The 24,826-nt window shown below is 62.6% G+C and carries 19 protein-coding genes; 10 read left to right on the top strand and 9 right to left on the bottom strand.

Annotated features, from left to right (window positions below):
* Positions 1-317 precede the first annotated feature (317 nt).
* Both P9875_RS04220 and P9875_RS04215 read right to left on the bottom strand, forming a co-directional pair.
* Complete coding sequence (locus P9875_RS04220) at positions 318-2,477, bottom strand: DEAD/DEAH box helicase (protein WP_278317654.1); 2,160 nt, start codon at positions 2,475-2,477, stop codon at positions 318-320.
* A 200-nt stretch (positions 2,478-2,677) separates the two neighbouring features.
* Positions 2,678-3,559: an alpha/beta fold hydrolase gene (locus P9875_RS04215; RefSeq protein WP_278317653.1), complete on the bottom strand. Its 882-nt coding sequence runs from the start codon at positions 3,557-3,559 to the stop codon at positions 2,678-2,680.
* A 134-nt stretch (positions 3,560-3,693) separates the two neighbouring features.
* On the opposite strand from P9875_RS04215, the gene P9875_RS04210 reads away from it, so the two are divergent.
* Positions 3,694-5,310, top strand: a complete 1,617-nt coding sequence (locus P9875_RS04210) for a M28 family peptidase (protein WP_278317652.1) — start codon at positions 3,694-3,696, stop codon at positions 5,308-5,310.
* Positions 5,311-5,424: 114 nt separating this feature from the next.
* Here the strand turns inward: P9875_RS04210 and P9875_RS04205 are convergent, their stop codons facing one another.
* The 3 genes from P9875_RS04205 to P9875_RS04195 form a co-directional block, all read right to left on the bottom strand.
* Entirely contained in the window at positions 5,425-5,841 is a 417-nt protein-coding gene (locus P9875_RS04205) for an SRPBCC family protein (RefSeq protein ID WP_035824332.1), read from the bottom strand.
* Between the two features lie 140 nt (positions 5,842-5,981).
* Positions 5,982-6,680 (bottom strand): dienelactone hydrolase family protein, encoded by a 699-nt coding sequence (locus P9875_RS04200; RefSeq protein ID WP_099401383.1) that lies wholly within the window; start codon positions 6,678-6,680, stop codon positions 5,982-5,984.
* 91 nt (positions 6,681-6,771) lie between these two features.
* On the bottom strand, positions 6,772-9,717 hold the full coding sequence (locus P9875_RS04195) for a polymer-forming cytoskeletal protein (RefSeq protein ID WP_152598829.1): 2,946 nt from the start codon (positions 9,715-9,717) through the stop codon (positions 6,772-6,774).
* Between the two features lie 115 nt (positions 9,718-9,832).
* Here P9875_RS04195 and P9875_RS04190 point away from each other — a divergent pair, with 115 nt between their 5' ends.
* Positions 9,833-10,837, top strand: coding sequence for a GlxA family transcriptional regulator (locus P9875_RS04190; protein WP_035824326.1), 1,005 nt, complete (start codon positions 9,833-9,835; stop codon positions 10,835-10,837).
* Positions 10,838-10,841: 4 nt separating this feature from the next.
* Here the strand turns inward: P9875_RS04190 and P9875_RS04185 are convergent, their stop codons facing one another.
* Both P9875_RS04185 and P9875_RS04180 read right to left on the bottom strand, forming a co-directional pair.
* Positions 10,842-11,075 (bottom strand): hypothetical protein, encoded by a 234-nt coding sequence (locus tag P9875_RS04185; RefSeq protein ID WP_176390766.1) that lies wholly within the window; start codon positions 11,073-11,075, stop codon positions 10,842-10,844.
* A gap of 117 nt (positions 11,076-11,192) precedes the next feature.
* The gene (locus tag P9875_RS04180) at positions 11,193-12,299 is read right to left on the bottom strand and encodes an S-(hydroxymethyl)glutathione dehydrogenase/class III alcohol dehydrogenase (protein ID WP_035824324.1); all 1,107 of its coding nucleotides are present in this window, start codon (positions 12,297-12,299) and stop codon (positions 11,193-11,195) included.
* 208 nt (positions 12,300-12,507) lie between these two features.
* Here P9875_RS04180 and P9875_RS04175 point away from each other — a divergent pair, with 208 nt between their 5' ends.
* The 3 genes from P9875_RS04175 (at position 12,508) to P9875_RS04165 (ending at position 15,361) form a co-directional block, all read left to right on the top strand.
* Positions 12,508-13,956: a PQQ-dependent sugar dehydrogenase gene (locus P9875_RS04175; protein ID WP_278317651.1), complete on the top strand. Its 1,449-nt coding sequence runs from the start codon at positions 12,508-12,510 to the stop codon at positions 13,954-13,956.
* 119 nt (positions 13,957-14,075) lie between these two features.
* Complete coding sequence (locus P9875_RS04170; RefSeq protein ID WP_099401379.1) at positions 14,076-14,519, top strand: thioesterase family protein; 444 nt, start codon at positions 14,076-14,078, stop codon at positions 14,517-14,519.
* A 41-nt stretch (positions 14,520-14,560) separates the two neighbouring features.
* Complete coding sequence (locus P9875_RS04165; RefSeq protein ID WP_051959341.1) at positions 14,561-15,361, top strand: substrate-binding periplasmic protein; 801 nt, start codon at positions 14,561-14,563, stop codon at positions 15,359-15,361.
* Positions 15,362-15,420: 59 nt separating this feature from the next.
* Here P9875_RS04165 and P9875_RS04160 read toward each other — a convergent pair whose 3' ends face one another.
* Entirely contained in the window at positions 15,421-15,924 is a 504-nt protein-coding gene (locus P9875_RS04160) for a DUF3016 domain-containing protein (protein WP_219313486.1), read from the bottom strand.
* Between the two features lie 435 nt (positions 15,925-16,359).
* Between P9875_RS04160 and P9875_RS04155 the strand changes: the two genes are divergently transcribed.
* On the top strand, positions 16,360-17,865 hold the full coding sequence (locus P9875_RS04155; protein ID WP_278317650.1) for a DUF3369 domain-containing protein: 1,506 nt from the start codon (positions 16,360-16,362) through the stop codon (positions 17,863-17,865).
* 324 nt (positions 17,866-18,189) lie between these two features.
* Here the strand turns inward: P9875_RS04155 and P9875_RS04150 are convergent, their stop codons facing one another.
* Positions 18,190-20,136 (bottom strand): GAF domain-containing sensor histidine kinase, encoded by a 1,947-nt coding sequence (locus tag P9875_RS04150; RefSeq protein WP_278317649.1) that lies wholly within the window; start codon positions 20,134-20,136, stop codon positions 18,190-18,192.
* Positions 20,137-20,321: 185 nt separating this feature from the next.
* Between P9875_RS04150 and P9875_RS04145 the strand changes: the two genes are divergently transcribed.
* The 4 genes from P9875_RS04145 to P9875_RS04130 all read left to right on the top strand — a co-directional run bounded on the left by P9875_RS04145 (position 20,322) and on the right by P9875_RS04130 (position 24,801).
* Positions 20,322-21,869: a C13 family peptidase gene (locus P9875_RS04145; protein ID WP_278317648.1), complete on the top strand. Its 1,548-nt coding sequence runs from the start codon at positions 20,322-20,324 to the stop codon at positions 21,867-21,869.
* Between the two features lie 29 nt (positions 21,870-21,898).
* Positions 21,899-22,252, top strand: a complete 354-nt coding sequence (czcI, locus tag P9875_RS04140; protein ID WP_035824308.1) for a cation efflux protein, CzcI family — start codon at positions 21,899-21,901, stop codon at positions 22,250-22,252.
* Positions 22,253-22,343: 91 nt separating this feature from the next.
* Positions 22,344-23,582, top strand: a complete 1,239-nt coding sequence (locus tag P9875_RS04135; protein ID WP_278317647.1) for a TolC family protein — start codon at positions 22,344-22,346, stop codon at positions 23,580-23,582.
* 13 nt (positions 23,583-23,595) lie between these two features.
* A complete protein-coding gene (locus tag P9875_RS04130) occupies positions 23,596-24,801 on the top strand; it encodes an efflux RND transporter periplasmic adaptor subunit (protein ID WP_278317646.1) in 1,206 nt (401 codons plus the stop codon).
* Positions 24,802-24,826 lie beyond the last annotated feature (25 nt).

The raw sequence follows: 24,826 nt of genomic DNA, 5'->3' as shown, positions 1-24,826 counted from the left end.
CCAATTCATTTATTTTTTAGAATTTACTTTGATTCAACTTTATTGATTTTATTGAATGCAAAATTCAAATTACGCGCACACACAATAATTAATAAAAAATTATGTATCTGCGCGGCAGGCGATAAATACGGCGTATGTGCCGATAAAAAGACGCAGGAAGACTGCCGTCATGGCCGGCGCATGGCGACGCCTGCCGCCAACAATAACGCGGCAACAATATTCATTTCTTGAGGGAAAATAAAAACTGGCGCGAACGCGCCAGTGAGGGATGTGTCTCCAATCCGCGACACAGGCGCCGTGGCGCCCGTGGGGATGGCTTACTTGAACGTTTTGCGCGGCGACTTCGGACGCGGTGGCGCAGGCTTGCGCTCCGTCGTGCCATCGTCGAGGCTGATGCGCAGTTTCTGGCCAGAAACGACGACCGATTTCAGGTGGTCGAGGATTTCCGGCGGCATGCCTTCCGGCAGGTCCAGCACGCTGTAGTTGTCAAAGATATCGATGCGGCCGATATGCTTGGCTTCCAGGTTCGCTTCGTTGGCGATGGCGCCGACGATGTTGCTTGGCGTCACAGCGTGCTCACGGCCCACTTCGATGCGGTAAGCCGTCACGCCCGGGCGTGGACGTTCCTTCTTCGGCGCGCGCGGTGCAGGTGCTGCGTCGCCCGCGTCCGCTGGCGCATCCTTGAACGCTGGCGCGGACTTGGCGGCAAACGGCTTGCGTGGCGCGGCTGGCGGCGCCAGGTCCGGCGCGTCGCCGTCACGGCTGATGCGCAGCTGCTGGCCCGCGACCCACACGGTTTTCAGCTGGTCCAGCAATTCTTTCGGCATGCTGTCTGGCAAGTCCAGGACGCTGTAGTCGTCATAGATTTCGATGCGGCCGATGTTTTTCGAATCGATGCCCGCTTCGTTGGCGATGGCGCCCACGATATTGCCTGGTTTTACGCCATGCTGATGACCGACTTCAATGCGGAAGGTCTGCATGCCGGCGTCGGCTGGACGTTGAATGCGTTCTTTTTTCGGGAAGGCCGGGCGTTCGCCACGGTCGCTGCGCTCGTTACGGTCGAAGCGGTCGCCCCGTTCCGGACGGTCGTTGCGCTCAAAACGGTCTTGGCGCACAGGACGGTCGTCCTGCCACGTGGCTTGCTCGCGCGCCTTGTTCTTGTCCAGCAGCAGCGGCGTATTGCCACGCGCCATCTTCGCCAGGGCGGCGGCGATTTCGATGGCGGGAATGTTTTGCTCGCGCTCGAAATCCTCGATCAGCGACTGGAACTGTTCCAGCTCGCCCAGGGCCAGGGTTTCGCTGATTTGCTCCTTGAACTTGGCGATACGCACGTCGTTGACGGCCTGGATCGTCGGCAGTTCCAGCATGCCGATCGGCTGGCGGGTCGAGCGTTCGATGGCTTTCAACAAGTTCTTTTCACGCGGGGTGATGAACAAAATCGCTTCGCCGCTGCGGCCGGCGCGGCCCGTGCGGCCGATGCGGTGGGTGTAGCTTTCCGGATCGTGCGGCACGTCGTAGTTGACGACGTGGCTGATGCGCTCGACGTCCAGGCCGCGGGCGGCCACGTCGGTTGCCACGAGGATGTCGATCTTGCCGTCTTTCAACTGCTGGATCGTGCGCTCGCGCTGGGCTTGCTGGATGTCGCCATTGATGGCGGCAGCCGAGAAGCCACGCGCTTGCAGCTTGCCGGCCAGCTCTTCCGTACCCAGCTTGGTGCGGGCAAAGATGATCATGCCGTCAAACGCTTCCGCTTCCAGGATGCGGGTCAGCGCGTCGAGCTTGTGCATGCCCGACACCAGCCAGTAGCGCTGGCGGATGTTGTCGGCCGTGCCCGTCTTGGCGGCGACCGTCACTTCGGCCGGGTTCATCAGATAGGTCGTGGCGATGCGCTTGATGACGGAAGGCATGGTGGCCGAGAACAGGGCCGTTTGATGGCCTTCCGGGGTTTCTTTCAAGATACGTTCGACGTCGTCGATAAAGCCCATGCGCAGCATTTCATCGGCTTCGTCCAGCACCAGGGTTTTCAGCTTGGACAAGTCGAGCGAACCCTTGTCCAGGTGATCGATGACGCGGCCTGGGGTGCCGACGATGACGTGCACGCCGCGGCGCAGGGCCGACAGCTGCGGGCCATAGCTTTGGCCGCCGTAGATCGGCAACACGTGGAAGCCGGGGATGTGGGCGGCGTACACCTGGAACGCTTCGGCGACCTGGATGGCCAGTTCGCGCGTCGGTGCCAGGACCAGGGCTTGGGGTGAGCTTTGTTTCAGATCGATGCGCGACAGGATCGGCAAGGCGAAGGCGGCGGTCTTACCCGTGCCTGTTTGCGCCTGGCCCAGCACGTCGCGGTTCGCGAGCAATAATGGAATCGTGGCCGCCTGGATAGGCGACGGTGTTTCGTAACCGACGTCCTTGAGCGCGCGAATCAGCGGCTCGCTCAGGTTAAGGTCGGAAAATAAGGAAATTGGTGTATCAGACATGAAATCACTCACAAGTTCGCTCGAATCGCCCAATGCGAAAGAGTGTATCTGCTAGTTTACTCTTTACTGGACCTTACCGGGTGGAACGAGGCGGCAGAACGCCATTTTTTGCATTCTAAAACGCAGAAAAATCGGCGATCCGCACGCAATTGGTGCAAAAATCAAACAATATTATGTGTTTTGCAATGGATATGCCGGTTTTACAGGTGCGCCTCGATATTGCTTGCCGCATCGACCGAGTGGCGCAAAAATTCCAGCAAGTCCTCGTTCAGCCTGTCCTTGTGCGTCGTCGCCAGGCCGTGCGGCGCGCCCGCATACACGAGCAGCTTGCTGCCGATGATGAGCTCGGCAGTGCGCCGCGCCGAGGCGGCGATCGGCACGATCTGGTCGTCGTCGCCATGAATCACCAGAGTCGGCACGTCGAATTTGGCCAGGTCAGCCGTGAAATCCGTCTCGGAAAACTGCTTGATGCACAGATAGGCGGCCGGCATGCCCGCCTGCATGCCTTGCCGCCAGAAACCGTCGCGCACGCCCTGCGAGGGCTTCGCATCGGGCCGGTTGTAGCCATAGAAGGCCTCGCTCAAGTCGCGGAAGAATTGGCTGCGGTCGGCCTGCACGCCGGCACGGATGGCGTCAAAAACGGATAGCGGCAAGCCCAGCGGATTGTCGGCCGTTTGCAGCATCAGCGGCGGCACGGCGCCCACGAGCACGGCGCCGGCCAAGCGTCCGGTGCCATGGCGGCCAATGTAGCGCGCCACTTCGCCGCCGCCCGTCGAGTGGCCGACGAGGGTGGCGCCCGTCAAGTCCAGCGCGGCGATCAGGGCGGCCAAGTCGTCGGCATAGGTATCCATGTCGTTGCCGTCGAACGGCTGGCTGGAACGGCCGTGGCCGCGCCGGTCGTGCGCGATGACGCGGTAGCCGTGCGAAGCCAGATAAAACATCTGGTCTTCCCACGCGTCGGACGACAAGGGCCAGCCGTGGCTGAAGACGACGGGCGGGCCGCTGCCCCAGTCCTTGTAGTGGATCAATGTGCCGTCGGCGGTACGCAGGGTATTGTTTGAATGCAAGTCAGGGGGTGTCATGGAACGCTCCTTGTCGGTGGACCAGCAGCCATTGTGGCCGCAATGGCGCACGCACGCCGCGCGCTACGCTGGAGCATTGCGGTAGAGTAAGATTGCCGCTGCTTTGCTTTCCCGTATTCACTTTTGGAGTTGTCATGCGCTTTCCCCTCGTCCTCGCCGCCAGCCTGTTCAGCACGGCCGCCCTCGCCCAACCGCTCGTTGCCGAAGCGCCCCTGCGCGCCCATCTGTCCTTCCTGGCCGACGATTTGCTGGAAGGACGCGGCACGGGCCAGCGCGGCGGCGACCTGGCCGTGCGCTACCTGGAAACGCAGGCGGCCGTGGCCGGCCTGCAACCGTTGAAGGATGGCACGTATCGCCAGGCACTGACCATCGTCGGCAGCAAGGCCTTGCCATCGAGCAAAGTCACCTTCAGCGCGGGCGGCAAGACTTTATCTCCCGCCTTCGGCCAGGACATCGTCTTTGGCGCGGCGAATGGCCAGCAGACAGTGGCGTTCGACGCGCCCGTCGTGTTTGCCGGCTACGGCATTCGCGCCCCGGAAGAAAACTGGGACGATTTCAAGGGCGCCGACCTGAAGGGCAAACTCGTCATCATGATGGTCAACGACCCGCAGCCGACCAGCGCCGAACCGCAGCGCTTCGCCGGCAAGTCGCTCACGTACTACGGCCGCTGGGTCTACAAGTACGAGGAAGCGCTGCGCCAGGGCGCGGCCGGCGTGCTGCTGATACACACGACGGCATCTGCGTCGTATCCGTGGTCGGTGCCGGCCAACGGTTTCGGCCATGAGCGCTTCAACCTGGCGGGCGCGGGCAATGCGATGGAAGGCTGGCTGCAGGAAGACATGGCGCGCGCCCTGTTCCAGGCGGGCGGGCAAGACCTGGACGCCTTGCGCGCACAGGCGGAAACGCGCGCATTTCGCCCCGTCGCATTGAACGCGACGGTCAAGGTGGCACTGAACAGCCAGATCCGCAGCATCGAACAATTCAACGTGGCCGGCATCGTACCGGGCACGGATCCGAAACTCAAGGATGAAGCCGTCATCTACTCGGCCCATTGGGACCATCTGGGCAAGGATGACGAAGGCAGCGTCCGCGCTGGCCAGAGCGACCATATCTACAACGGCGCCATCGACAACGCCTCGGGCGCGGCGGCCTTGCTGGCCATGGCGCAAGTGGCGGTGAAACAGCCGGCGCGCCGCACGCAGATCTTCCTGTGGCCGGCCGGCGAGGAAACGGGCATGCTGGGCAGCACGGCCTACACGCGCGCGCCATTATGGCCACTGGCCAAGACGGCCGCCGACCTGAACCTCGACAGCATGAACTTCGTCGGCAAGACGCACGACATCGGCGTGGCCGGCGCCGAGCGCAGCAGCCTGTACGCGAGCGCCGCCAGGGTGGCCAAGCGCATGGGCCTGCGCCTGGCGCCGACCATCCCCGACCTGTCCGGCGCCTTTTACCGGGCCGACCATTTTGCGTTCGCCAAGGCCGGCGTACCCGCCTTCAACGTGGGCTCGGCCGTGTTTTCCGGCGACGGTTCGTTCGACTTCGTCCAGGAGCCCAAAGCCTCAGGCGAGCGCCTGGTGGCGTTTAAAAAGGATTACCACCAGGTCACCGACGAGTACAAGCCGTCATGGGATCTGTCCGGCATGGTGCAGCAGGCGCAATTTACTTTGAACCTGGGCTATGAAGTGGCGAACGACAAGAACTTGCCGACATGGAACAAGGGTGAGGCGTTTGGGAAGGTAAAGCGGTAACGTCAAGCGTAGGTCGGATTAGCGGGGCATCGCCCCGCGTAATCCGACAACATTGTTGGCGCCGGTGGTGGTGTCGGATTACGCGGCGTTGCCGCTAATCCGACCTACGAGCGTTCAAATCGCCATGATGCGTTTCAGGTCGACAAACGCCGTCTCATACAGATGCTGAAACGCGCCCACCATGACCTCTTCCACGCCTTCGGCCGCGTCGAACTCGCTCGACCATTCCGCCACGCATTCATTCGCGCCCGGTTCGCCCGTGACGCGCAGGGTGGAACGGTAGTTCTTGACGGGGATCGGGCCCGAGACGATGGTGTAGCTGTAGCTCTTGTCCGCTTCGCTGTAGCTTTGCAGGCGTTCGGCGATGATGGCGCCGTCCGTGGTTTTCAGGCGGCGCACTCTGCCGCCGTGCTCGGACAGGCTGGTCTTTATGGAGCTCGACCATTCATTCAGCGACTGGAAGCCGCCGATAAAATCCCACACTCTTTCGGCGCTTGCCGCCAATGTTACAGAAACAATTACTTGGGCCATCTTTAATTCGGTTCCTCATCCAGGTTTGCCGGGCGCCGCGCCCGGCCGGCCGGAGTTGCCCGGCACAGCCGCTATTTTAGCGCCCATGCGGCTTTGCTGCTGGGCGGAAAATAACGGCTGGCCAGTCTGGCGAGGCAGTCTTACAGATTTTCCGCCAAGAAAATCAGGGAATTACCATGCGCCTGGGCGGCGGCGCGCTGCTGGTAGCTGTCGCGGTGGGTGCAATTGAAACCGTGCTCGGCGCCCGGGTAGATATGGATTTCCACGTCTTGCCGGTCTTCGAAACGCTCGGCGATCTTTTGCACGGCTTCCGGCGGAATATGGCTGTCCTGGCCGCCGAAATGCATGAGCAGCGGCACCTTGATGTTGTCAGCCAGGTCCAGCTTGTTCTGGATGCCGCCGCCGTAATAGGCGATGGCGGCGTCAACCAGGCCGGCCGCGGCCGCCTGGAACGACAACCGGCCGCCGAAGCAGTAGCCGACGGAAGCGAGCTTGCCCGTCACTTCCGGGCGCGCGCGCAGGGCGGCGATGGTGGCGGCGATATCGGCGTCCGCCTGCGGATTGTCGGTTGCCTGCATCAGTTCGACGGCGCGCTTCCAGCCGTCCGCGTCATAGCCGAGCTCAATGTGTGCGCCGGCGCGCCAGAACAGGTCGGGCACCAGCACCACGTAGCCATCGGCCGCGTACTGGTCGGCCACGGCGCGGATGTGCTCGTTGACGCCGAAAATTTCCTGCAACAGGATGATGGCGGGACCCTTGCCCACGTGCGGCACGGCCAGGTAAGCCTGGAAGCTGCCGTCCGGGCCGGCGATATCGATCCACTGCGAAGTTGTGCTCATAGAAAACTCCAGTCTGAGGTTGGGGGAGGAAATGCCACAGCCAGGCATGTTACTGGTTTTTCGCGCTGCCTGCCCCCGCCCTTGGTTCAGGCTAATACATCTCGCGCAGGTAAATCACGGGGCCCGACTTGAAGACGCCAAAGACGACGGTGCCCACGGTGCTGGGCAAGTACGCAATGCCGGGCACGGAAACATCGACGCTGCCGCTCTTGCCGACGCCGGGCGCCGCCAGGATCAGGCGTCTATTTGGCGGCAAGACGCCCTTGTCGACCGTATAAGTAACAATAGTGTTATTGGGCAATAAAAAGTCCTTGCATACCAGGGTTTTCTTGCAATTGGCAAACACCACCAGCGTGTTGTCGAACGCACTGATGCTGTCCAGCAGACTGGTGACCCAGGTCTTGCCATCCCAGTACTGCGTCTGTACCGCCAGGCGCACGGGATAGCGCTCGGAACCGTAGTCATGCGGCACCATCAGGCGGCCCGTGAGCACGGTCAGCTGCGCTTCCTTGCCATCGGCCGGTGCCGAGCTCACATTACCGGCCGCCGGGTAGGCATACGTCGCGCGCAGCAGCAGCCCCGTCGGCGATGCCAGTGCCGTTGGCTCTTTGGGCACGGCATAGGCCGAAGGGAAACTGTAGGCGATGGAGCGCGTGGCAACGCCATTGCTGAAACTGCTGACGGGTACGCCCGTCACGGCCGCAGGTGCTTTTGCCCCATCCGTCAGCGTGCTGCCCGATGGCGCCGTGGGCGGATAGCTGTTCTTCTCCGTAGCCGCGTCATACGGGACCAGCGTCACTTGCGTTTTGTTGATGACGTCATTCCTGGCGTCAAAATTCTTGGTGTCCACGCCACCCGAGGTCTGGGCGCGGATGGTCAGATCGAAAGGCTGGCGCGAATACACGGCACGGTCGCCGGCACACACGAACGGCGCGCTGCACGGGAAAGGAAACTCCGTCTTCGTCCCCCCCGGGAGGTCCACTTTCTTGACCACCAGTTCCGTCACAAAGTGGTGCGGATAAAAGAGTACGGCATCGCTCGTCCCCGGCGACGTCAGGCCGCTGCCCAGATAACCGTATTGCAGCGCGGCCGTGAAATTGATCTTGCCCACTTCGGGCCAGACCAGCGGCGGCGCCGCGATGACGCCCCCTTTCTTCACGAAATCGAGATCGCCGCCGACTTCTGGATTGCTTACGTCTGTGTAGACCGGCGCCAGCAGATTACGGCCGAGCACGACTTTTTGCACCGCGACACCGCTTTCGTTGCCAAAGTTCTTCGTCACGGCACCGAGCGCGTTGACGGCCGATAACGTGATGGGTGTCCCCGCCACGAGAGGCGTTGCCGCCAGGCCAGCGCGCTGCGTCGGCGCCAGCTTCGTCAACAGGAATTGCTGCGGCGCCACGATGACCGTGCCGCTGCCGCTCATGTCCAAACCTTTGTCGCTGCCGCTATCGGGCTTGTAAGAGGCCGTCAGGAGCAGCGCTCCCGCATCGGCATACAGCATGTTCGGCTTGGCCACGCCATCGGCGTCGAACGTCACTCTCAACTTGGTGCTCGTCCCGCTGCAACTGCTCTGGTCGCTGGCCGCCAGGGCAACATAGCTATTTTTGGCGCTGTCAAAGATGCGCGCAGGCAATGTCCCCTTGTCCGGATTGCCGTACGCACATGTGAGGTTCAAGTCCTTGTTCTGGCCGGCGAACATGGTCACGCAAGCGGTCGGATTGTTGGGTGATACTTGCAAGGCGCTGATTTCCAATTTATACGGCACTTCCGCGTAGCGCGGAATGCCGCTCACCTGGAAGCCGCTGGAGAGAAAGCTGATCTGGCAATTGCTCGTGTTGCCGCCGCTCTTGCACACCAGCGCCCCCGTCGTGGCGGGCGTGCTGACCAGGCCGAGGGTGGCGATGCCCACCGTGGTCTGGCGCACCGTGACATTGGCGTTGACGCCGCTGGTATCGATCGGCGTCGACTCGCCGCCCGGGCTGACGGTGACATTCACGCCATTTTTGTAGACCGCGCTGCAACTGGCATCGGCGCAGGCTGTTACCTTCACCGTGGGCACCTGGCAAGTGAGCGCCGTCAGCGGGTGCTCGATCTGGAAATGGTGCAGTCCGCTCGGCGTACCGGGCCCGCATTTCGGCCCCATCGGTTCATTGAAGGCCCAGCCGCTATTGTTCGTCACGCAGCTGCACGGGTTCGATGGCGTATATGCCTTGCAGGTGATGGTTTGCTGCACCCGGCCCTGCCAGCCCAGGGTGATGTGGTCGACCTTGGCGTTGCCCGTGATATAGGCGTTGGACGAGTCGAGCGTCACCTCGCCGGCGTCCACATTGCCCTTGATGCCATTGCCGGAGGCGATCGACAGGGAATTGCTGGCGTCCACGTCGCCCGTGACGAGCAGGCCGGACGCCTTCAGGTCGATCGTCGGCGATTTCAGATTGCCCGTCACCTGGCTGCCGGAACCGATGGTCAGCGATACGCTGGCCGTGATATCGCCCTGGATGCGGGTACTGGCGGGCAGGATATTGACGATGGTGCCGCTGATCGGCCCGTTGATGACGGAACCCGAGGCGATTTCCACGGGGCCCTTGGCGCTGATCTTACCCGTCACCTTGACGTTGTTCGAGCCCATCTTGATGGTCGTGGCGGAAACATTTGCCGTGATGGTCTGTTCCTGCGCGCCCATGAGGAAAGTGCCGCCCTCGGCTGTCAGGTTGCCCCCCGTGACTTTCAGGTTCGGCGGATTGATTTCCTTGATATCGAGATTGCCCTTGACCGTCAGCGTGGCATTGCCGCTCATCGTCAAGCCCTGGTTGTAGCTCATCGCCAGCGAACTGTTGACCGTCACGGCATACGCGCTGCCGATGACGATGACGTCGGTGGAGGTCAGCGCCAGCGAGGTGCACGTGTATTGCAAGCCATCCTGGCTCTGGTTGCAGTTGCTGACGGCGCCGCCATTGAAGTTGAGCGTGGCCGCGTGGGCAAGGGATGAGCCCAGCAGCAATGTCAGGGCGGCAAAAATGTGAAGTAAGCGCACGATATCGAGGAATCCGGTGGGTGGGGAGCCAGCGGGCGCGCCGGTTATTTCATGCTAACCTACGCCATCGCTGTTGTTGCATTATGGCAGTATTTATCCCCCTCGCGCATATCGCATGATCAAGCAAAGCCCCAAAGAATTCCCCCTGCGCACCGTCGACATCATCGTCTATCCCGGCTTCAAGGCGCTCGAAGCCATCGGCGCCATGAAAGTGTTTGACTACGCCAACACCCATTTGCGCCTGCGCAATCTGCCCGGCGGCTACGACGTGCGCATCGTGTCGACAGCCATCGGCCCGGTCGAGTCGGACACCCTGATGTCGCTGCATGCCAGCAAGGCGCTCGATGCCAGCCGCCTGCCCGACCTGGCCGTCATCGTCGGCTGCCACCACGTCGAGCAAGTCTTGCAGGACATCCCCGCCCTCGCCGCCTGGGTGGCCGAGGCGGCGCCGCGCATCGACACCCTGGCGGCCCTGTGCACGGGCTGCTTCTTCCTGGCCGAGGCCGGTGTGCTGGACGGCAAGAGCGCCGCCACGCACTGGAGCGCCGTGGACAGCCTGCGTCAGCGCTATCCATTGATACAGGTCAATGCCGATGCGATTTTCGTGCGGGAAGGGAAATTCTGGACGTCGGCCGGCGTGACGGCCGGCATCGACCTGGCCCTGGCCCTGGTGGAAGACGATTTCAGCCGCGATATCGCGCTGGAAGTGGCGCGCGACCTGGTCGTGTATCTGAAGCGGCCCGGGGGCCAGTCGCAGTTTTCCGTGCACCTGTCGAGCCAGATGACGACGCATCCCACCATCCGCCAGTTGCAGGGCTGGATCATGGAACACCTGGCAGAAGAGCTTACTGTGCCGCTGCTGGCGGCCAGGCTGGCCATGAGCGAGCGCAATTTTACGCGCGTGTTCCAGCGCGAAACGGGTACCAGCCCCACGGAATTCATCGACACGGCCCGCTTCGAAGTGGCGCGCCGTTTGCTGGAAGACAATGTGTCTTCCTTAAAACAGGTGGCCGTGCAGGCGGGCTTGCATAGCGAGGAAAGGCTGCGCCGGCTGTTTCAAAAGAAACTCGCCATCACGCCGCGCGACTACCGCGAACGTTTTTCCAGCACGGCGCGCTAGGACCTCAGCGCGGCTTGCCGTGACGCACGTGGCGTGCGGCCAGTTGGCGGCTCTGCCGGGCCAGCGGCGTAAACAGCAGTGCGCACAGCAGATACGTGGCCAGCAGCGCCAGCCAGATGGCGGGCGTGGCGAGGCTGGCGGCATTGCTCCACCACAAGGCCAGCAGGGAAGACAGGGCAGCGCCGAGGAAGACGGGCAGCATGCGGCGCAAGGTGGCGAGGTAGGCAGTGGCAAACATGAACGGCTCCCAAAGCAAGGCGGTGATGTCTTCACACTAGCAGGGGCAGGCAGCGAAGTACAGCGTGCCGCCCTGCCCCGTCCGTCAAGTGTTGCGCAATGAGTACATCCGATAAGATTAGTACAACACGACGGAACGGATCGATTCGCCGCTCTTCATCAGGTCGAAGCCTTCATTGATGCGTTCGAGCGGCAAGCGATGCGTGATCAGGTCGTCGATGTTGAGCTTGCCTTCCATATACCAGTCGACGATCTTCGGCACGTCCGTGCGTCCGCGCGCGCCGCCGAAGGCCGAACCGCGCCATTCGCGTCCCGTCACCAGCTGGAATGGCCGCGTGGAAATTTCCTGGCCCGCCGCCGCCACGCCGATGATGAAGGACTTGCCCCAGCCCTTGTGCGTGCATTCGAGCGCCTGGCGCATCAGGGTCGTGTTGCCCACGCATTCGAAACTGTAGTCGGCGCCGCCGTCCGTCAGTTGCACGATGGCGTCAACGACGTTTTCCACCTCGTTCGGGTTGATAAAATGCGTCATGCCGAACTTGCGCGCGATGGCCTGGCGCGCCGGGTTGATGTCGATGCCGATGATTTTATCGGCGCCGACCATTTTCGCCGCCTGGATCACGTTCAGGCCGATGCCGCCCAGGCCGAACACGGCCACGTTGGCGCCCGCCTCGACCTTGGCCGAGAACAGGACGGCGCCCACGCCCGTCGTCACGCCGCAGCCGATGTAGCAGACCTTGTCGAACGGCGCATCTTCGCGGATCTTGGCCAGGGCGATTTCCGGCACGACAATGTAATTCGAAAAGGTCGACGTGCCCATGTAATGGAACAGCGGCTGGCCATTCAGCGAGAAGCGGCTGGTGGCGTCCGGCATCAGGCCGCGGCCCTGCGTGGAACGGATGGCCTGGCACAGATTCGTCTTTTGCGACAGGCAGAACTTGCACTGGCGGCATTCCGGCGTGTACAACGGGATGACGTGGTCGTCCTTTTTCAGGGTCGTCACGCCCGGGCCCACGTCGACGACGACGCCGGCGCCTTCATGGCCGAGAATGGCAGGGAAGATGCCTTCCGGATCGGCGCCGGACAGGGTGTAGTAATCGGTATGGCAAATCCCCGTGGCTTTCAGCTCGACCAGCACTTCGCCGGCGCGCGGGCCGGCCAGGTCGACTTCTTCGATGGTCAACGGGGCGCCCGCTTTCCAGGCAATCGCGGCTTTGGTTTTCATGTGTGTCATTCCTGCTCGGTTTCAGATGCGCCATTATCGGGCGGCTGCCGGCACGGTGGCACAGCTGGCCCCGCGCTTGTCTGAAAACGCGGCGCATTTGTCCGATGCCGCCGCACGTTTGCGCCAGCGCAAACTTCCCGCCACAAAGACGCGCATTCTTGGCACATCCCCTCGATCAGCCGTTGCGTCATTCCCGCAGGAGACTGACATGCGCCATCTACCTTTCCGCCTCCCCCGGCCCTGGCTGGCCCTGCTGCTGGCATGCTGCCTGTCCCTGCTGGCCGCCTGTGGCGGCGGCCAGCACCACCCTGCACCTGGCGCCACCACGGGCAGCCTGACGGTCACCCTCGGCGGCTTGCCGGCCGGCGTGGCGGGCGCCGTCACGGTCACGGGACCGGCGTCGTACAGCAAGACGCTGACGGCGAGCACCACGCTCACGGACCTGGCGCCCGGCGCCTACACGCTCAGCGCCGCCAGCGTGGCGCAGGGCACGGGAACGCTGGCGCCCACGCCCGTCACGCAGCAGGTACAAGTCAATGCGGGGGCGACGGCCAGCGCGGCCGTCACGTACGCGGCCACAGCACCGCTGGCCCTGCGCCTGCAGGAAGTGGCCAGCGGCTTGAGCGTGCCCATCTTCCTCACGGCGCCGCCCGGCGACAGCCGTTTGTTCATTATCGAACGGGCCGGCCGCATCCGCGTGGTGCAGAACGGCAACCTGCTGGCCACGCCCTTCCTCGACATCAGTACGCTCACCACCACCAGCGGCGAACGGGGCTTGCTGTCGATGGCCTTTCATCCGCAATACGCCAGCAACGGCTATTTCTTCCTGTACTACACGAACCTGGCCGGCGATATCGTCATCGAGCGGCGGCAAGTGTCGGCTGGCAACGCCAACGTGGCCGATCCCCTGTCCGCGCTGAACATCATCACGATTCCCCATCCCACGTTCAACAATCACTATGGCGGCTTGCTCAGCTTTGGCCCGGACGGCTATCTGTACGCGGGCACGGGCGACGGCGGCAGCGGGGGCGATCCGCCCGGCAACGCGCAAAACACCAACGTACTCTTGGGAAAACTGCTGCGCCTGGACGTCAACGCCAGCACGGTGGCCCAGCCGTACGCCATTCCACCCGGCAACCCCTTTGCCACGGCGGGCGGGCGCCCTGAAATCTGGGCCTATGGCTTGCGCAATCCGTGGCGCTACGCCTTCGACGTGCCGGCCCAGCTGCTGTACATCGCCGACGTGGGCCAGGCCAACTGGGAAGAGGTCGACGTGCGCCCTGTGGGCCAGGCGGGCAACAACTATGGCTGGAATATCATGGAAGGCACGCAGTGCTACAACAGCGCCAGCTGCAACCAGGCTGGGCTGGTCCTGCCCGCCATCACGTACAGCAACGATGCGGCCAACGGCTGTTCGATCACGGGCGGCTATGTGTACCGGGGCACGGCCTTGCCGGAACTGGCGGGGCAATACCTGTATTCCGACTACTGCAGCGCCTGGCTGAAAAGTTTTAGCTATAGCAATGGCACGGCATCGGCCGTGAAAGACTGGGGCATCACGAACGTGGGCAATATCCTGTCGTTTGGCCAGGACGCGCAAAACGAGCTGTACATGCTGAGTGGCACGGGCAAGGTGTACAGGATTGTGCGCAAATAAGCGTACCCCCGTAAAGCGGCCCCGCGCACGCGGCTGGGACTGTTTTTCGACGGGGCGCGGGGAACCGGCTAGAATGGATTTTTTCCGCCGCGCCCTGCGCCCCAGCCCAAGAGAACACCATGGCCCGTTTGAAACTTGAATTTCCTGAAGACCAGTACTGCTATTCCTCGCAACTGACGGTACGCACGACCGACATCAACGCCGGCAACCATCTCGGCAACGATTCCATGATTTCCATGATTTCCGAAGCACGCGCCCGCTTCCTGTTCGAATACGGCGTGCGCGACATCGAAGCGGACGGCACCGGCATCATCGTCACCGACCTGGCCACCACCTACCGCGCCGAAGCCCATGCGCGCGATCAGCTGCTGTTCGAAGTGGGCGTCATGGATTTCAACAAGTATGGCGGCGACATTACCTTTCGCATCACGCGCCCGCGCGACAACACTCTGATCGCCATGGCCAAGTCCGGCTTTGTCTTCTTCAACTACAAACGCAGCCAAGTCGTGCCCATGCCGGAAGATTTCGGCAGCAAGTTCCCACAGGTGAACTGGATCGACTGAGACGCGATACATTCTGCTCGTCATCCTGTATGCTTGTCAGGATGATATGCAAAATTGACCTGCGCCGCGCCGGCGCCTGCCTGTTGGCCGCCGCCTGCGCGATGGCGCCACCGGGCATCGGCCATGCCGCGCCGCAAACCGTCATTCTGTACGGCGACGACGACTATGCACCGTACAGCTATGTGGAAAACGGCGTCTTCAAGGGCATGTATGTCGACATCCTGCGCCAGGCGGCCATGTCGATGCCAGACTACCGGCTGGAACTGCAGCCGCGCCCATGGAAACGGGGACTCGACGCGCTGGAAAAGGGCCAGGTTTTTGGCCTGTTTCCGCCCGGACGCAAAACGGAACGCTCGTACGTGCAACCGTATTCAGCCGTGCTATACCGTGAATCGGTGGTCCTGTTTTGCCATGAGGCCGTCATGCGCACGCCGCGCACGCGGTTTCCCGCCGACTTTGCCGGCCTGACCATCGGCGTCAATACGGGTTTTCTGCTGTCGGAAAAACTGATGGCGCCAGCCCGCGAAGGACTGCTGCACCTGGAAGCGGCCAAGGGGAATGAAGCCAATCTGAAAAAACTGGCCTTGCGGCGCATCGATTGCTACGCCAGCGACCGCGGCGCGGCGCGCCACACGGCGCGCCAGCTGCAGGGTGAACTGGCCACTTACGGCTTCGCCCTGCATGAAGTGCTGGAACTGTCGTCCGAAGCCACCTATATCGCCTACAGCGCGCGCAACACGCCGGCTTACAAGGACGATTTCATCGCGCAGATGAATGCCGCCCTGCTGGCCCTGCGCCATAGCGGCCAGCAGGCGCGCATCGAACAGGCTTACTTGCGTTGACTTTTGCGTTGACTATTTGCGTTGATTAGCTGCCCTGCGGGTCGCGCGCGACGGCAAGATCATTTGCGTACCGGACGCTTCACTTGCGTGCCAAACGTGCTCGAGAACCAGTCATCGATCATCTTCTTCTCGTAGCGCAGCTTGTCGCCGCTCGCATAGCGATTGATGCGCGTCAGATAGGACATATCGGACAGGGCCGCATCGGCGTTGGCGATGACCTTGCCATCCTGCTCCAGCACATAGTGCAAGCGCATGCGCGGCCAATCGGCCTGGCCGGTCATCACGCGGAAATCCTGCGTGGAGCGCATGGCGGGATTTTCACGGCCAGCCATATCCAGATCCGTCACGTCGATCTTCAGGGTCAGGCCAGGCTTGAGCGACTCTCCCAGTTTCTCGAAATGCGCCGTCAAGTCCTTGAGCACTTTTTCACGCTCCGTCTGATCGAAAGACACGTCCGAAAATTGTTCCGGCTTGGTGAAATGCACTTCCGTGCCCGCCCAGGCGGCACTGCTCGCCAGCAAGGCAAGACCAGCAATGAAGGTACGCGTTGTGTTCGTTTTCATGATGAGTCCTTTCAAGAATGTGGATGGCACTCCGGCCATTGTTTACGTTTTACTATAACGCAATGAGTTTCATTCTAAAGAGAAACTAATACATTGTTACTTTTCTTGCACAGCGCAACGAACATGGCTTAGGCCACAGACTTTTTTACAGATTCATTGGCAATATTAATTAAAACAAAGTATTGTCTTGAAAATATAGTTGCCTAAGCGATAAAGTATAGATGGTGTCGCCAACAGGGATTTAAAGTGCTTTTTTGATATGCATGTTGCATGAATTTAGTCAATTATTCTTGCTTGTTGTTAATACTAAGCCGTCAGTCTACAATCGATAAAATGCGCCCGAAAAACGCGCAACGCCAGTAGTGGCGCACAGGCTAGCCTGGCGCGGGCGTCTCAGCATTGCGTCAGTTATGCCTTTTAGCGGAACTCGCCCTTATGTCATTTTTGTCTTCAGCCTCACCCAAGTTACCCCCCTGGAAAGTCCTGCTCGTCGACGATGAACCCGACATCCATGACATCACCAAACTGACGCTGAGCCGTTTTCGCCTGGAAGGCCGCGCCCTGAGTTTCGTGCACGCCTACAGCGGCGCCGAAGCCAAGCAGGTGCTGGCGCGCGAAGAAGGCATCGCGCTGGTGTTTCTCGACGTAGTGATGGAGCGCGAAGACAGCGGCCTGGAAGTGGCGCGCTGGATGCGCGAAGACCTGGGCAACCAGTTTACGCGCATCGTGCTGCGCACGGGACAACCGGGACAGGCGCCGGAAGAACGCGTGATCGTCAACTACGACATCAACGACTACAAGGAAAAGACGGAGCTCGACCGCACCAAGCTGTTTACCACCACCTTTGCCGCCCTGCGCGCCTACCGCGACATCATGAAGGTGGAAGAGGCGCGCCAGGCCCAGCTCCATTACCGCGAAGGACTCGAACGCGTCATCGCCGCTTCGGCGCACATTTTCAAACAGCGCAACCTGCGCGACTTCGCCAGCGGCCTGCTGCAGCAAGTCGTCGCCCTGCTGCGCCTGGAAACGAGCATGCTGCTGCGCCTGCGTGGCGCCAGCGCCATCACGGGCGAGCAAGACTACGAAATTCTCGCGCAGATCGGCGACACGGACGATGGCATCCTCAGCCCTTCCCTGCTGTCGCAGCTCGACCATGCGAAGAGCAACAAGATCTCGCGCCTGCACGGCGACACCTATGTCGGCTACTTTCCCAACAGCAGCGGCAAGGCCTCCTTGCTGGTACTCAAAGGCGTGGAAGAAATTTCCGACCTCGATGCGCAATTGCTGGAAGTATTCTGCTCCGGCGTGGCCATCGCCTTCGACAACATCCTGCTGACGCAGGAAATCACCGATACCCAGGCCGAGCTGATCCTGCGTCTGGGCGACGTGGTCGAATCGCGCTCGCACGAAGGCGGCAATCACGTGCGCCGCATGGCCGAAGTGTGCCAGTTGCTGGCGCAGGCGTCCGGCATGTCGGAAGAGGAAACCATGGTGCTGCGCCACGCGGCGCCCATGCACGACATCGGCAAAATCTCCACGCCCGACGCCGTGCTGCTCAAACCGGGCAAGCTTGACGCGGCCGAGTGGGAAATCATGAAGCAGCATCCGACGGTGGGCATGTCCATCCTCGACGGTTCGCAGCGCCCGCTCCTGAAGGCGGCCGCCGTGATCGCCCACCAGCATCATGAAAAATACGATGGCAGCGGCTACCCGCAAGGCCTGGTGGGCGACAACATCCACAAATACGCGCGCATCGCCGCCGTGGCCGACGTCTTCGACGCCCTCATGCACAAGCGCTGCTACAAGGACGCCTGGCCCCTGGAGCGCGTGGTCAGCTACCTGCGCGAAGTGAGCGGCAGCCACCTCGATCCGCAGTATGTGGAGTTGCTGATTGAGAATCTCGATGAAGCGCTTGCGCTGAACAAGCGCTTCCCGGATTAGTAGGTCGGATTAGCGCTTGCGCGTAATCCGACATCACCACCGGCCACGTCAACAATGTTGTCGGATTACGCGGCCTTGCCGCTAATCCTACCTACGTCGCTGAGCGATACGCACACCGGCAAACCAGCAAACCACGCTGCGGCCCAAGCCCCCAACACAGGCTCTCCGGGCCAAGCGGGCCTGAAAAATGTCGAGGGCAAGGCGCAGCGACGCAGACAGTACGCATGTACGGCAAGGAGCTGCAACGCCGCCATCGGCATTTTCTCAGGCCCGCGTCTCCGGCCCGCCATTTTTGGCCGCCGGCGTCGGATTACGGCCTGCGGCCTAATCCGACCTACGTGGTTCTAATGGAAAACGTATCTTGTAATGCAACCCCATCCCCGGCGCACTAACCACCTTCACCGTCCCACCCAGCGGTCCCGTCACCAGGTTGTACAGGATATGCGCACCGAGTCCGCTGCCGCCGGAACCCCGCTTGGTCGTGAAGAAGGGGTCGAACAGCTGGCCCAGGGTCGCGCTGTCCATGCCCATGCCGTCGTCGCTGTAGTCGAGTTCCAGCATCTCGCCGGCCGTGCGCACGCTGATCTTGATCTTGCCCGGCTCGCCTTCGGCAAAGCCATGCACGAGTGAATTGACCACCATGTTCGTGACGATCTGCGAGACGGCGCCCGGATAGCTGCGCAGCTGCACCTCGGGCGCGCAGTCGATCTCCACCTTGATCGGCTTGCCCTTCAGCTTGGGCTGCAGGGACAGCAGGACTTCATCGAGGTATTTGCGCAAATTAAAGCTGCGCAATTCGTCCGAGGACTGGTCCACGGCCACCTGCTTGAAGCTGCGCACCAGCGCCGCGGCGCGCTGCGTGTTCGTCGTCATGATGCGCAGGGTCTGGTCGATGATGTCGAAAAACTGCCGCAAGCCGTCTTCATCGAGCTGGCCGCCGTCCATGTCTTCGCGCGTGAGTTTCAATTCCTGCACCAGGTGGCTGGTGGCCGTCACGCAAATGCCCAGCGGCGTGTTGATTTCATGCGCCACGCCCGCCACCAGGCGCCCCAGGGACGCCAGCTTTTCCTGACGCACCAGTTCCGACTGCGCTTCCTGCAAGGCGCTCAGGGCGCTGTTCAGGGCCGCGTTCTGCTCTTCCAGCGCTTCCTTGGCCCGGCGCATGGCGCTGTCAGCCTGAATGCGGGCCATCGCCACGGCCACGTGACTGGCCATGAAGGCCAGCACGTCCAGTTCGGCCTGGCCATACACGACGGATTCGTCATAGCTTTGCACGATGATCACGCCATATTTGCGCTCGCCCAGCAGCATGGGCGCGCCCATCCAGCTGGCGATGCCGGTATTGCCCAGCGGCTCGTCCATCTCGCCGCTGGCCACCAGCGCCGCGTAGCTGCCGGCATCGAGCAGGCAGGCTTGCCGCCGCGCCAGCACGTACGAACTCATGCCGATGCCATAGTGAAAACGTTTTACGGGCGCCTGCGCATCCTTCTCGTCGACGAAATACGGGATCGTGATGTCCTTGTTGTCCGGGTGATACAGGGCGATCAGGAAATTCTTTGCCGTCACCAGCTCGCTGATGATGGCGTGCAGGCGCGCGTACAGGGTCGTCGCGTCGGCCGCCTGCGCCGACAGGTTGGCGATTTCATACAGCGCATGCTGCAGGTTTTCCGCGCGGCGCCGCTCGGCCACCTCGTGCGCCAGCAGGGCCGTGCGCACCTGCACCGCCTTTTCCAGGCGGTCCATGCTTTGCATGCCTTGCAGCGCGCTCGACACGTGCGTGGCGATCAGCGCGAACAGGGCCTGGTCTTCCAGGCTGAAACGGTGCTGCGCATCATAGCTCTGGATGACGATGGCGCCCAGCACCTGGTGCTGCTGGTCCAGCAGCGGACAGCCGATCCAGTGCTCGGCCGCCGTGCCGCCGCCCCAGGCGCCGCCGCCGATGGCGCGCATGGCGTCGTCGTCGGCCGTCATCACCAGTTGCTTGCGATTGACGATGACCCACGCCGTGGGCGACTGCGCGGCGCTGGCCAGGCGTACGCCCTCATCCGGATCAGGCGCGGCGTCGAATTCATCGACAAAGTAGGGAAAGCGCACGAGGCCGTCGTCGTGGTCGCTGAGCGCCACGTAAAAGTTGGCCGCATACATGATGCGTCCCAGCGCCGCATGCACCGCCTGCAGGAATTCGCTGATATCGCTGCAGGTGCTCGAGCGTTGCCCGATTTCCAGCAACACGGTTTGAACGGCTTCCAGGCGGCTGAGACGGCTTTCCATGGGTGACTATGTACCTTGTGCAAGTATATGTTCTGAAAATCAATATTATCAGTTCAGCCCAGCCTTGGCACGGCATAAAACGCAGAATCTTGCCTTGAGGCAGAGCAACACACGCCACGCGCGCATTTGCCATGCTGGCAATACAGTGGCAGACTAGGCCCCTTCCTACAGACCAGACCGTCCTCATGACTGCCACGCTACGCGCCTCGCTTCGCCCCTACACCCTCGCCGGCCTGCTGGCCTTTGCCGCGCTGGGCATGCCGCCGCTGTGCGCCGCGCCAGCCAAGGCGCCGGCGGCGGAAACGGCCGATGGCGGACGCTATTTCGGCCCCCTCGTCGCGGGCAAGATGCATGGCCAGGGCCGGCTCGAATACGCGAGCGGCGCGTTCTACGAAGGAGGTTTTGCGCGCGGCGTGTTTTCCGGCCAGGGCAAGCTGCGCCAGGCGTCCGGCGTCGAATACACGGGCGCGTTCCGTCAGGGCGCCTTCGATGGCCTCGGCCGCTACACCTCGCCCAAGGGCGAAATCTATGCAGGCAGCTTCGTCAAGGGCAGCTTCGAGGGACAAGGCCGCTTCCAGGGCGCCGATGGCGCCACCTTCGAAGGCCATTTCAAGCACTGGCGCCCGCACGGCGCCGGCAAGCTGACCGACACGGACGGCACCGTCTTCGAAGGCGAATTCGTCCAGGGCCAGGTGCAGGGCAAGGCCAAAGTCACCACCAGCGACGGCATCCACTACGAAGGCGAGCTGAAAGACTGGAAATTCGAGGGTGTAGGCGTGCTGCGCACGGCCGATGGCGACGAATACCGGGGCGGCTTCAAGAATGGCCAGTTTGACGGCCAGGGCGTGCTGCGCTATGCCGTGGCGCAAGCGGACGGCCGGCGCGAAGACAGCGGCAACTGGACGGAAGGCCAGCTGGACGACCCGGCCGCAGATAAACTTACGCGCGACAATATCGAGCTGGCCCTGTACCACCAGCGCACCCTGCTCGACGGCGCCCTGGCCCGCATCGCGCCGCGCGATGCGGCGAAAAAAATCAATCTGTATTTGCTGGGCGTGGCTGGAGATGGCGCGCAGGAAGTGTTTCACCGCGAAACGGTATTCGTGCAGCGCCAGTTCGACCGCGATTACGGTACCGTGGGGCGCTCCTTGATGCTGGTCAACAGCCGCAACACGGTGGCGCAGCAGCCAATGGCCACGCGCACCAGCATCGCCGCCAGCCTCGACGCCCTGGGCGCGAAAATGGACAAGGCCAACGACATCCTGTTTCTGTTCCTCACCAGCCACGGCTCGCCCGAGCACGAACTGGCGCTGGCGCAAAACGGCATGGATCTGCACAGCCTGCCCGCGCAAGAGCTGGCCACCATGCTCAAGCACAGCGGCATCCGCTGGAAAGTCATCGTGATCTCGGCCTGTTATGCGGGCGGCTTCATTGCGCCCTTGAAAGATGACAACACCCTCATCATCACGGCCGCGCGCAGCGACCGCACCTCGTTCGGCTGCGACGACCAGAACGATTTTACCTATTTCAGCGAAGCGTATTTCAAGGAAGCCTTGCCCAAAAGCACCGGCTTTGCCGAAGCGTTCGAGCAGGCCAAGGTGCTGGTGCGCGCGCGCGAGGCGGCCGATTTCCGCGAAGGCGGCATGGAGACGGAAGAACATTCCGAGCCGCAACTGTTCCAGGGCAAGGCCATCGCTGCGCAACTGAAGGCGTGGCGCGCACAGCCACGTTAAGCGCTTCTTTCTGTACAATAGCTGTCACCATGCGCCGATTCTTCCTCATTTTGCTGCTGTTCGTGCTTCCGCTCCAGATGTCCTGGGCCGCGGCGAGCGCGTATTGCCTGCACGAGGAAGGCAAGGCGGCGCAGCACCTGGGCCACCACAGCCACCAGCACAAGGCCGAGTCCGACGCGGACAAGCAACCCGCCGGCGACAAAAAAGGCCAGCCGCACAGCGACTGCAACGTCTGCCACGGCATCGGCCATGCATGGCTGCCAGCCGGCTCCAGCCTGCCCATCGGCGACATAGCGTCCGTCAACGCGGACACTTCTCCCTTCTTTTACGCTTCCCACATCCCGGACGCTCCCAAGCGCCCTGACTGGTCGTCGGCCGCCTAGGCCGACGGGACGTTTCAATCACTTTTCGCAGTAAGTCAGGCGCAGGCCTGCGCGTCCCGTCGAATTCTTTTTCCGTACTTTGGAGAATTCGATGCACCGATCCATCTATCTGTTATTGCTCTCCGCTGGCCTGCTGGCCGGCAATTTTGCCCATGCACAAGCTCCGCAGGAGCCTGCCGGCCCCCTGACCTTGCCCGCCGCGCTGCTGCTGGCCGAAGGCGGCAACGCCACTTTATCCGCCGCCCGCCACGAACTGGCGGCGCAAGGCGGCGCCCTGCAACAGGCGCGCGCCCGGCCCAATCCGGAACTGCAAACCGTGCTGGAAGACACGCGGCGCGCCACGCGCAGCACCACGGTGCAACTGAACCAGCTCATCGAACTGGGCGGCAAACGGGGGGCGCGCGCCGCCGTCGCCCAGCGCGGCGCAGACCTGGCGCAAGCGGGCCTGTCCCTGCAGCAAGCCGACACGCGCGCGGCCGTCACGTCCGCCTTTGTCGACGTGCTGGCGGCGCAGGAAGGCTTGCGCCTGACCGACAGCGCGCAAGCCCTGGCCGCGCGCGCCAGCGACATCACGGCCCGACGGGTGACGGCCGGCAAGGCCTCGCCCGTCGAGGAAACCCGCGCCCGTGTCGCCGAAGCGAGCGTGCGGCTGGAACTGAACCTGGCCCGCAGCACCCTGGCCAGTGCCCGCAAGCGCCTGGCCGCACTGTGGGGCAACGCCACGCCACGCTTCAGCGTGGCCGAGGGACGCCTGGAAACCTTGCCGGAACTGCCCCAGGCCAGCGAACTGGCGGCACGCCTGGGGCAAGCCCCGGCCGTGCGCCAGGCGCACAGCGCGCTGGCCCAGCGGCAAGCCATGCTGGACGTGGAACAGCGGCGCGCCACGCCCGACGTCACGGTGAGCATCGGCATGAAGCGTTCGGAAGAGCTGGGCCGCAACCAGGCCATCATCGGCCTGGCCCTGCCGCTGCCTTTATTCGACCGCAACGCGGGCAACAAGCTCGACGCCCTGCGCCGCAGCGACAAGGCCAGCGACGAGCTGGCCGCCGCCCGCATCGCCGTGCAAACGGACGTGGCCGCCGCCATCGAACGGCTGGCCACGGCCAGGCTCGACGTGGAAAGCTTGCGCCAGGACATCTTGCCTGGCGCCCAAAGCGCCTACGACGCGGCCAGCAAAGGTTTCGAGTTCGGCAAGTTCGCCTTCCTCGACGTGCTCGATGCCCAGCGCACCTTGCTGCAAGCCAAAAACCAATACCTGCGCGCGCTGACGGAAGCGCAGCACGCCGCCGCCGACATCGAGCGCCTGCTGGGCACACCAGCTCCCCTGTAAGGAATCCCCGACCATGAACATCAAACTCGACAAAAAACAGACGATCGCCATCATCTCCATCGCGGCCGCCGGTATCGTGCTGGCTGCCCTCATCCTCGGCACGGGCAAGTCCGGCGCCCCACCGGCCCCTGCAGTCAAGGCGGAAGCACATGCTGAAAAGAAAGACGAACATGGCCACGAAGAAGTGGAAGGCAAGCTGGAATTGACGGCGGCACAAAGCAAGGCAGCCGGCGTCGTCATCGCCACGGCCGCGCCGGGCCGCATCAAGACGACGGTGGCCCTGCCCGGCGAAATCCGTTTCAACGAAGACCGCACGGCCCACGTCGTGCCGCGTCTGGCCGGCGTGGTCGAAGCCGTGCATGCGGACCTGGGCCAGCTGGTGAAAAAGGGGCAAGTGCTGGCCGTCATCGCCAGCACGGAATTGTCGGAACAGCGCAGCGAGCTGCTCTCGGCGCAGCGGCGGCTGTCGCTGGCCCGCTCCACGTATGAGCGCGAAGAAAAACTGTGGCGCGAGAAAATTTCGGCCGAACAGGATTACCTGCAGGCCCAGCAAGCGTGGCGCGAAGCGGAAATCGCCGTGCAGAACGCGCAGCAAAAGCTCAGCGCCCTGGGCGCCACGAGTACCAGCAAAGGTCCGCTGAACCGCTACGAGATCCGCGCGCCGTTCGACGGCATGGTGCTGGAAAAACACATCACCCTGGGCGAAGCCGTCAAGGAAGACGCGAACATCTTCGTCATTTCCGACCTGTCGACCGTGTGGGCGGAAATCGCCGTGCCGGCAAAAGACCTGGCCACCGTGCGCATGGGCGGCAAGGCGGAAGTGAAAGCGTCCGCATTTGACGCCAGCGCGCAAGGCACGATCACCTATGTAGGCGCCTTGCTGGGCGAGCAGACACGCACGGCCAAGGCACGCATCAGCTTGCTGAACCCCGACATGGCGTGGCGTCCGGGCCTGTTCGTCACGGTGGAAGTGGTCTCCGGCGAAGCGGACGCGCCCGTCACCGTGCAGAGTACAGCCATCCAGACGGTGGAAGACAAGCCCGTCGTCTTCGTGCAAGTGAAAGATGGCTACCAGGCCACGCCCGTGGTGCCGGGCCGCAGCGATGGTACCTTGACGCACATCAAGCAGGGTCTGGCCGCTGGCACGCCGTATGCGGCGCAAGGCAGTTTTGTCCTGAAGTCCGAGCTGGGCAAAGATTCCGCCGGCCACGAACACTGATCACGTCAAACTAAAGGAAACCATC

The sequence above is a fragment of the Janthinobacterium rivuli genome, assembly GCF_029690045.1.
In the GTDB taxonomy this organism is placed as follows: domain Bacteria; phylum Pseudomonadota; class Gammaproteobacteria; order Burkholderiales; family Burkholderiaceae_D; genus Janthinobacterium; species Janthinobacterium rivuli.
This window is presented reverse-complemented; position numbering and strand designations above follow the sequence as displayed.

What these genes read in the sequence shown, in the direction of transcription:
- P9875_RS04220 (WP_278317654.1), bottom strand. Translation starts at nt 2,477, where the DNA reads ATGTCTGATACACCAATTTCCTTATTTTCCGACCTTAACCTGAGCGAG.
- P9875_RS04215 (WP_278317653.1), bottom strand. Translation starts at nt 3,559, where the DNA reads ATGACACCCCCTGACTTGCATTCAAACAATACCCTGCGTACCGCCGAC.
- P9875_RS04210 (WP_278317652.1), top strand. Translation starts at nt 3,694, where the DNA reads ATGCGCTTTCCCCTCGTCCTCGCCGCCAGCCTGTTCAGCACGGCCGCC.
- P9875_RS04205 (WP_035824332.1), bottom strand. Translation starts at nt 5,841, where the DNA reads ATGGCCCAAGTAATTGTTTCTGTAACATTGGCGGCAAGCGCCGAAAGA.
- P9875_RS04200 (WP_099401383.1), bottom strand. Translation starts at nt 6,680, where the DNA reads ATGAGCACAACTTCGCAGTGGATCGATATCGCCGGCCCGGACGGCAGC.
- P9875_RS04190 (WP_035824326.1), top strand. Translation starts at nt 9,833, where the DNA reads ATGATCAAGCAAAGCCCCAAAGAATTCCCCCTGCGCACCGTCGACATC.
- P9875_RS04185 (WP_176390766.1), bottom strand. Translation starts at nt 11,075, where the DNA reads ATGTTTGCCACTGCCTACCTCGCCACCTTGCGCCGCATGCTGCCCGTC.
- P9875_RS04180 (WP_035824324.1), bottom strand. Translation starts at nt 12,299, where the DNA reads ATGAAAACCAAAGCCGCGATTGCCTGGAAAGCGGGCGCCCCGTTGACC.
- P9875_RS04175 (WP_278317651.1), top strand. Translation starts at nt 12,508, where the DNA reads ATGCGCCATCTACCTTTCCGCCTCCCCCGGCCCTGGCTGGCCCTGCTG.
- P9875_RS04170 (WP_099401379.1), top strand. Translation starts at nt 14,076, where the DNA reads ATGGCCCGTTTGAAACTTGAATTTCCTGAAGACCAGTACTGCTATTCC.
- P9875_RS04165 (WP_051959341.1), top strand. Translation starts at nt 14,561, where the DNA reads ATGATATGCAAAATTGACCTGCGCCGCGCCGGCGCCTGCCTGTTGGCC.
- P9875_RS04160 (WP_219313486.1), bottom strand. Translation starts at nt 15,924, where the DNA reads ATGAAAACGAACACAACGCGTACCTTCATTGCTGGTCTTGCCTTGCTG.
- P9875_RS04155 (WP_278317650.1), top strand. Translation starts at nt 16,360, where the DNA reads ATGTCATTTTTGTCTTCAGCCTCACCCAAGTTACCCCCCTGGAAAGTC.
- P9875_RS04150 (WP_278317649.1), bottom strand. Translation starts at nt 20,136, where the DNA reads ATGGAAAGCCGTCTCAGCCGCCTGGAAGCCGTTCAAACCGTGTTGCTG.
- P9875_RS04145 (WP_278317648.1), top strand. Translation starts at nt 20,322, where the DNA reads ATGACTGCCACGCTACGCGCCTCGCTTCGCCCCTACACCCTCGCCGGC.
- czcI (WP_035824308.1), top strand. Translation starts at nt 21,899, where the DNA reads ATGCGCCGATTCTTCCTCATTTTGCTGCTGTTCGTGCTTCCGCTCCAG.
- P9875_RS04135 (WP_278317647.1), top strand. Translation starts at nt 22,344, where the DNA reads ATGCACCGATCCATCTATCTGTTATTGCTCTCCGCTGGCCTGCTGGCC.
- P9875_RS04130 (WP_278317646.1), top strand. Translation starts at nt 23,596, where the DNA reads ATGAACATCAAACTCGACAAAAAACAGACGATCGCCATCATCTCCATC.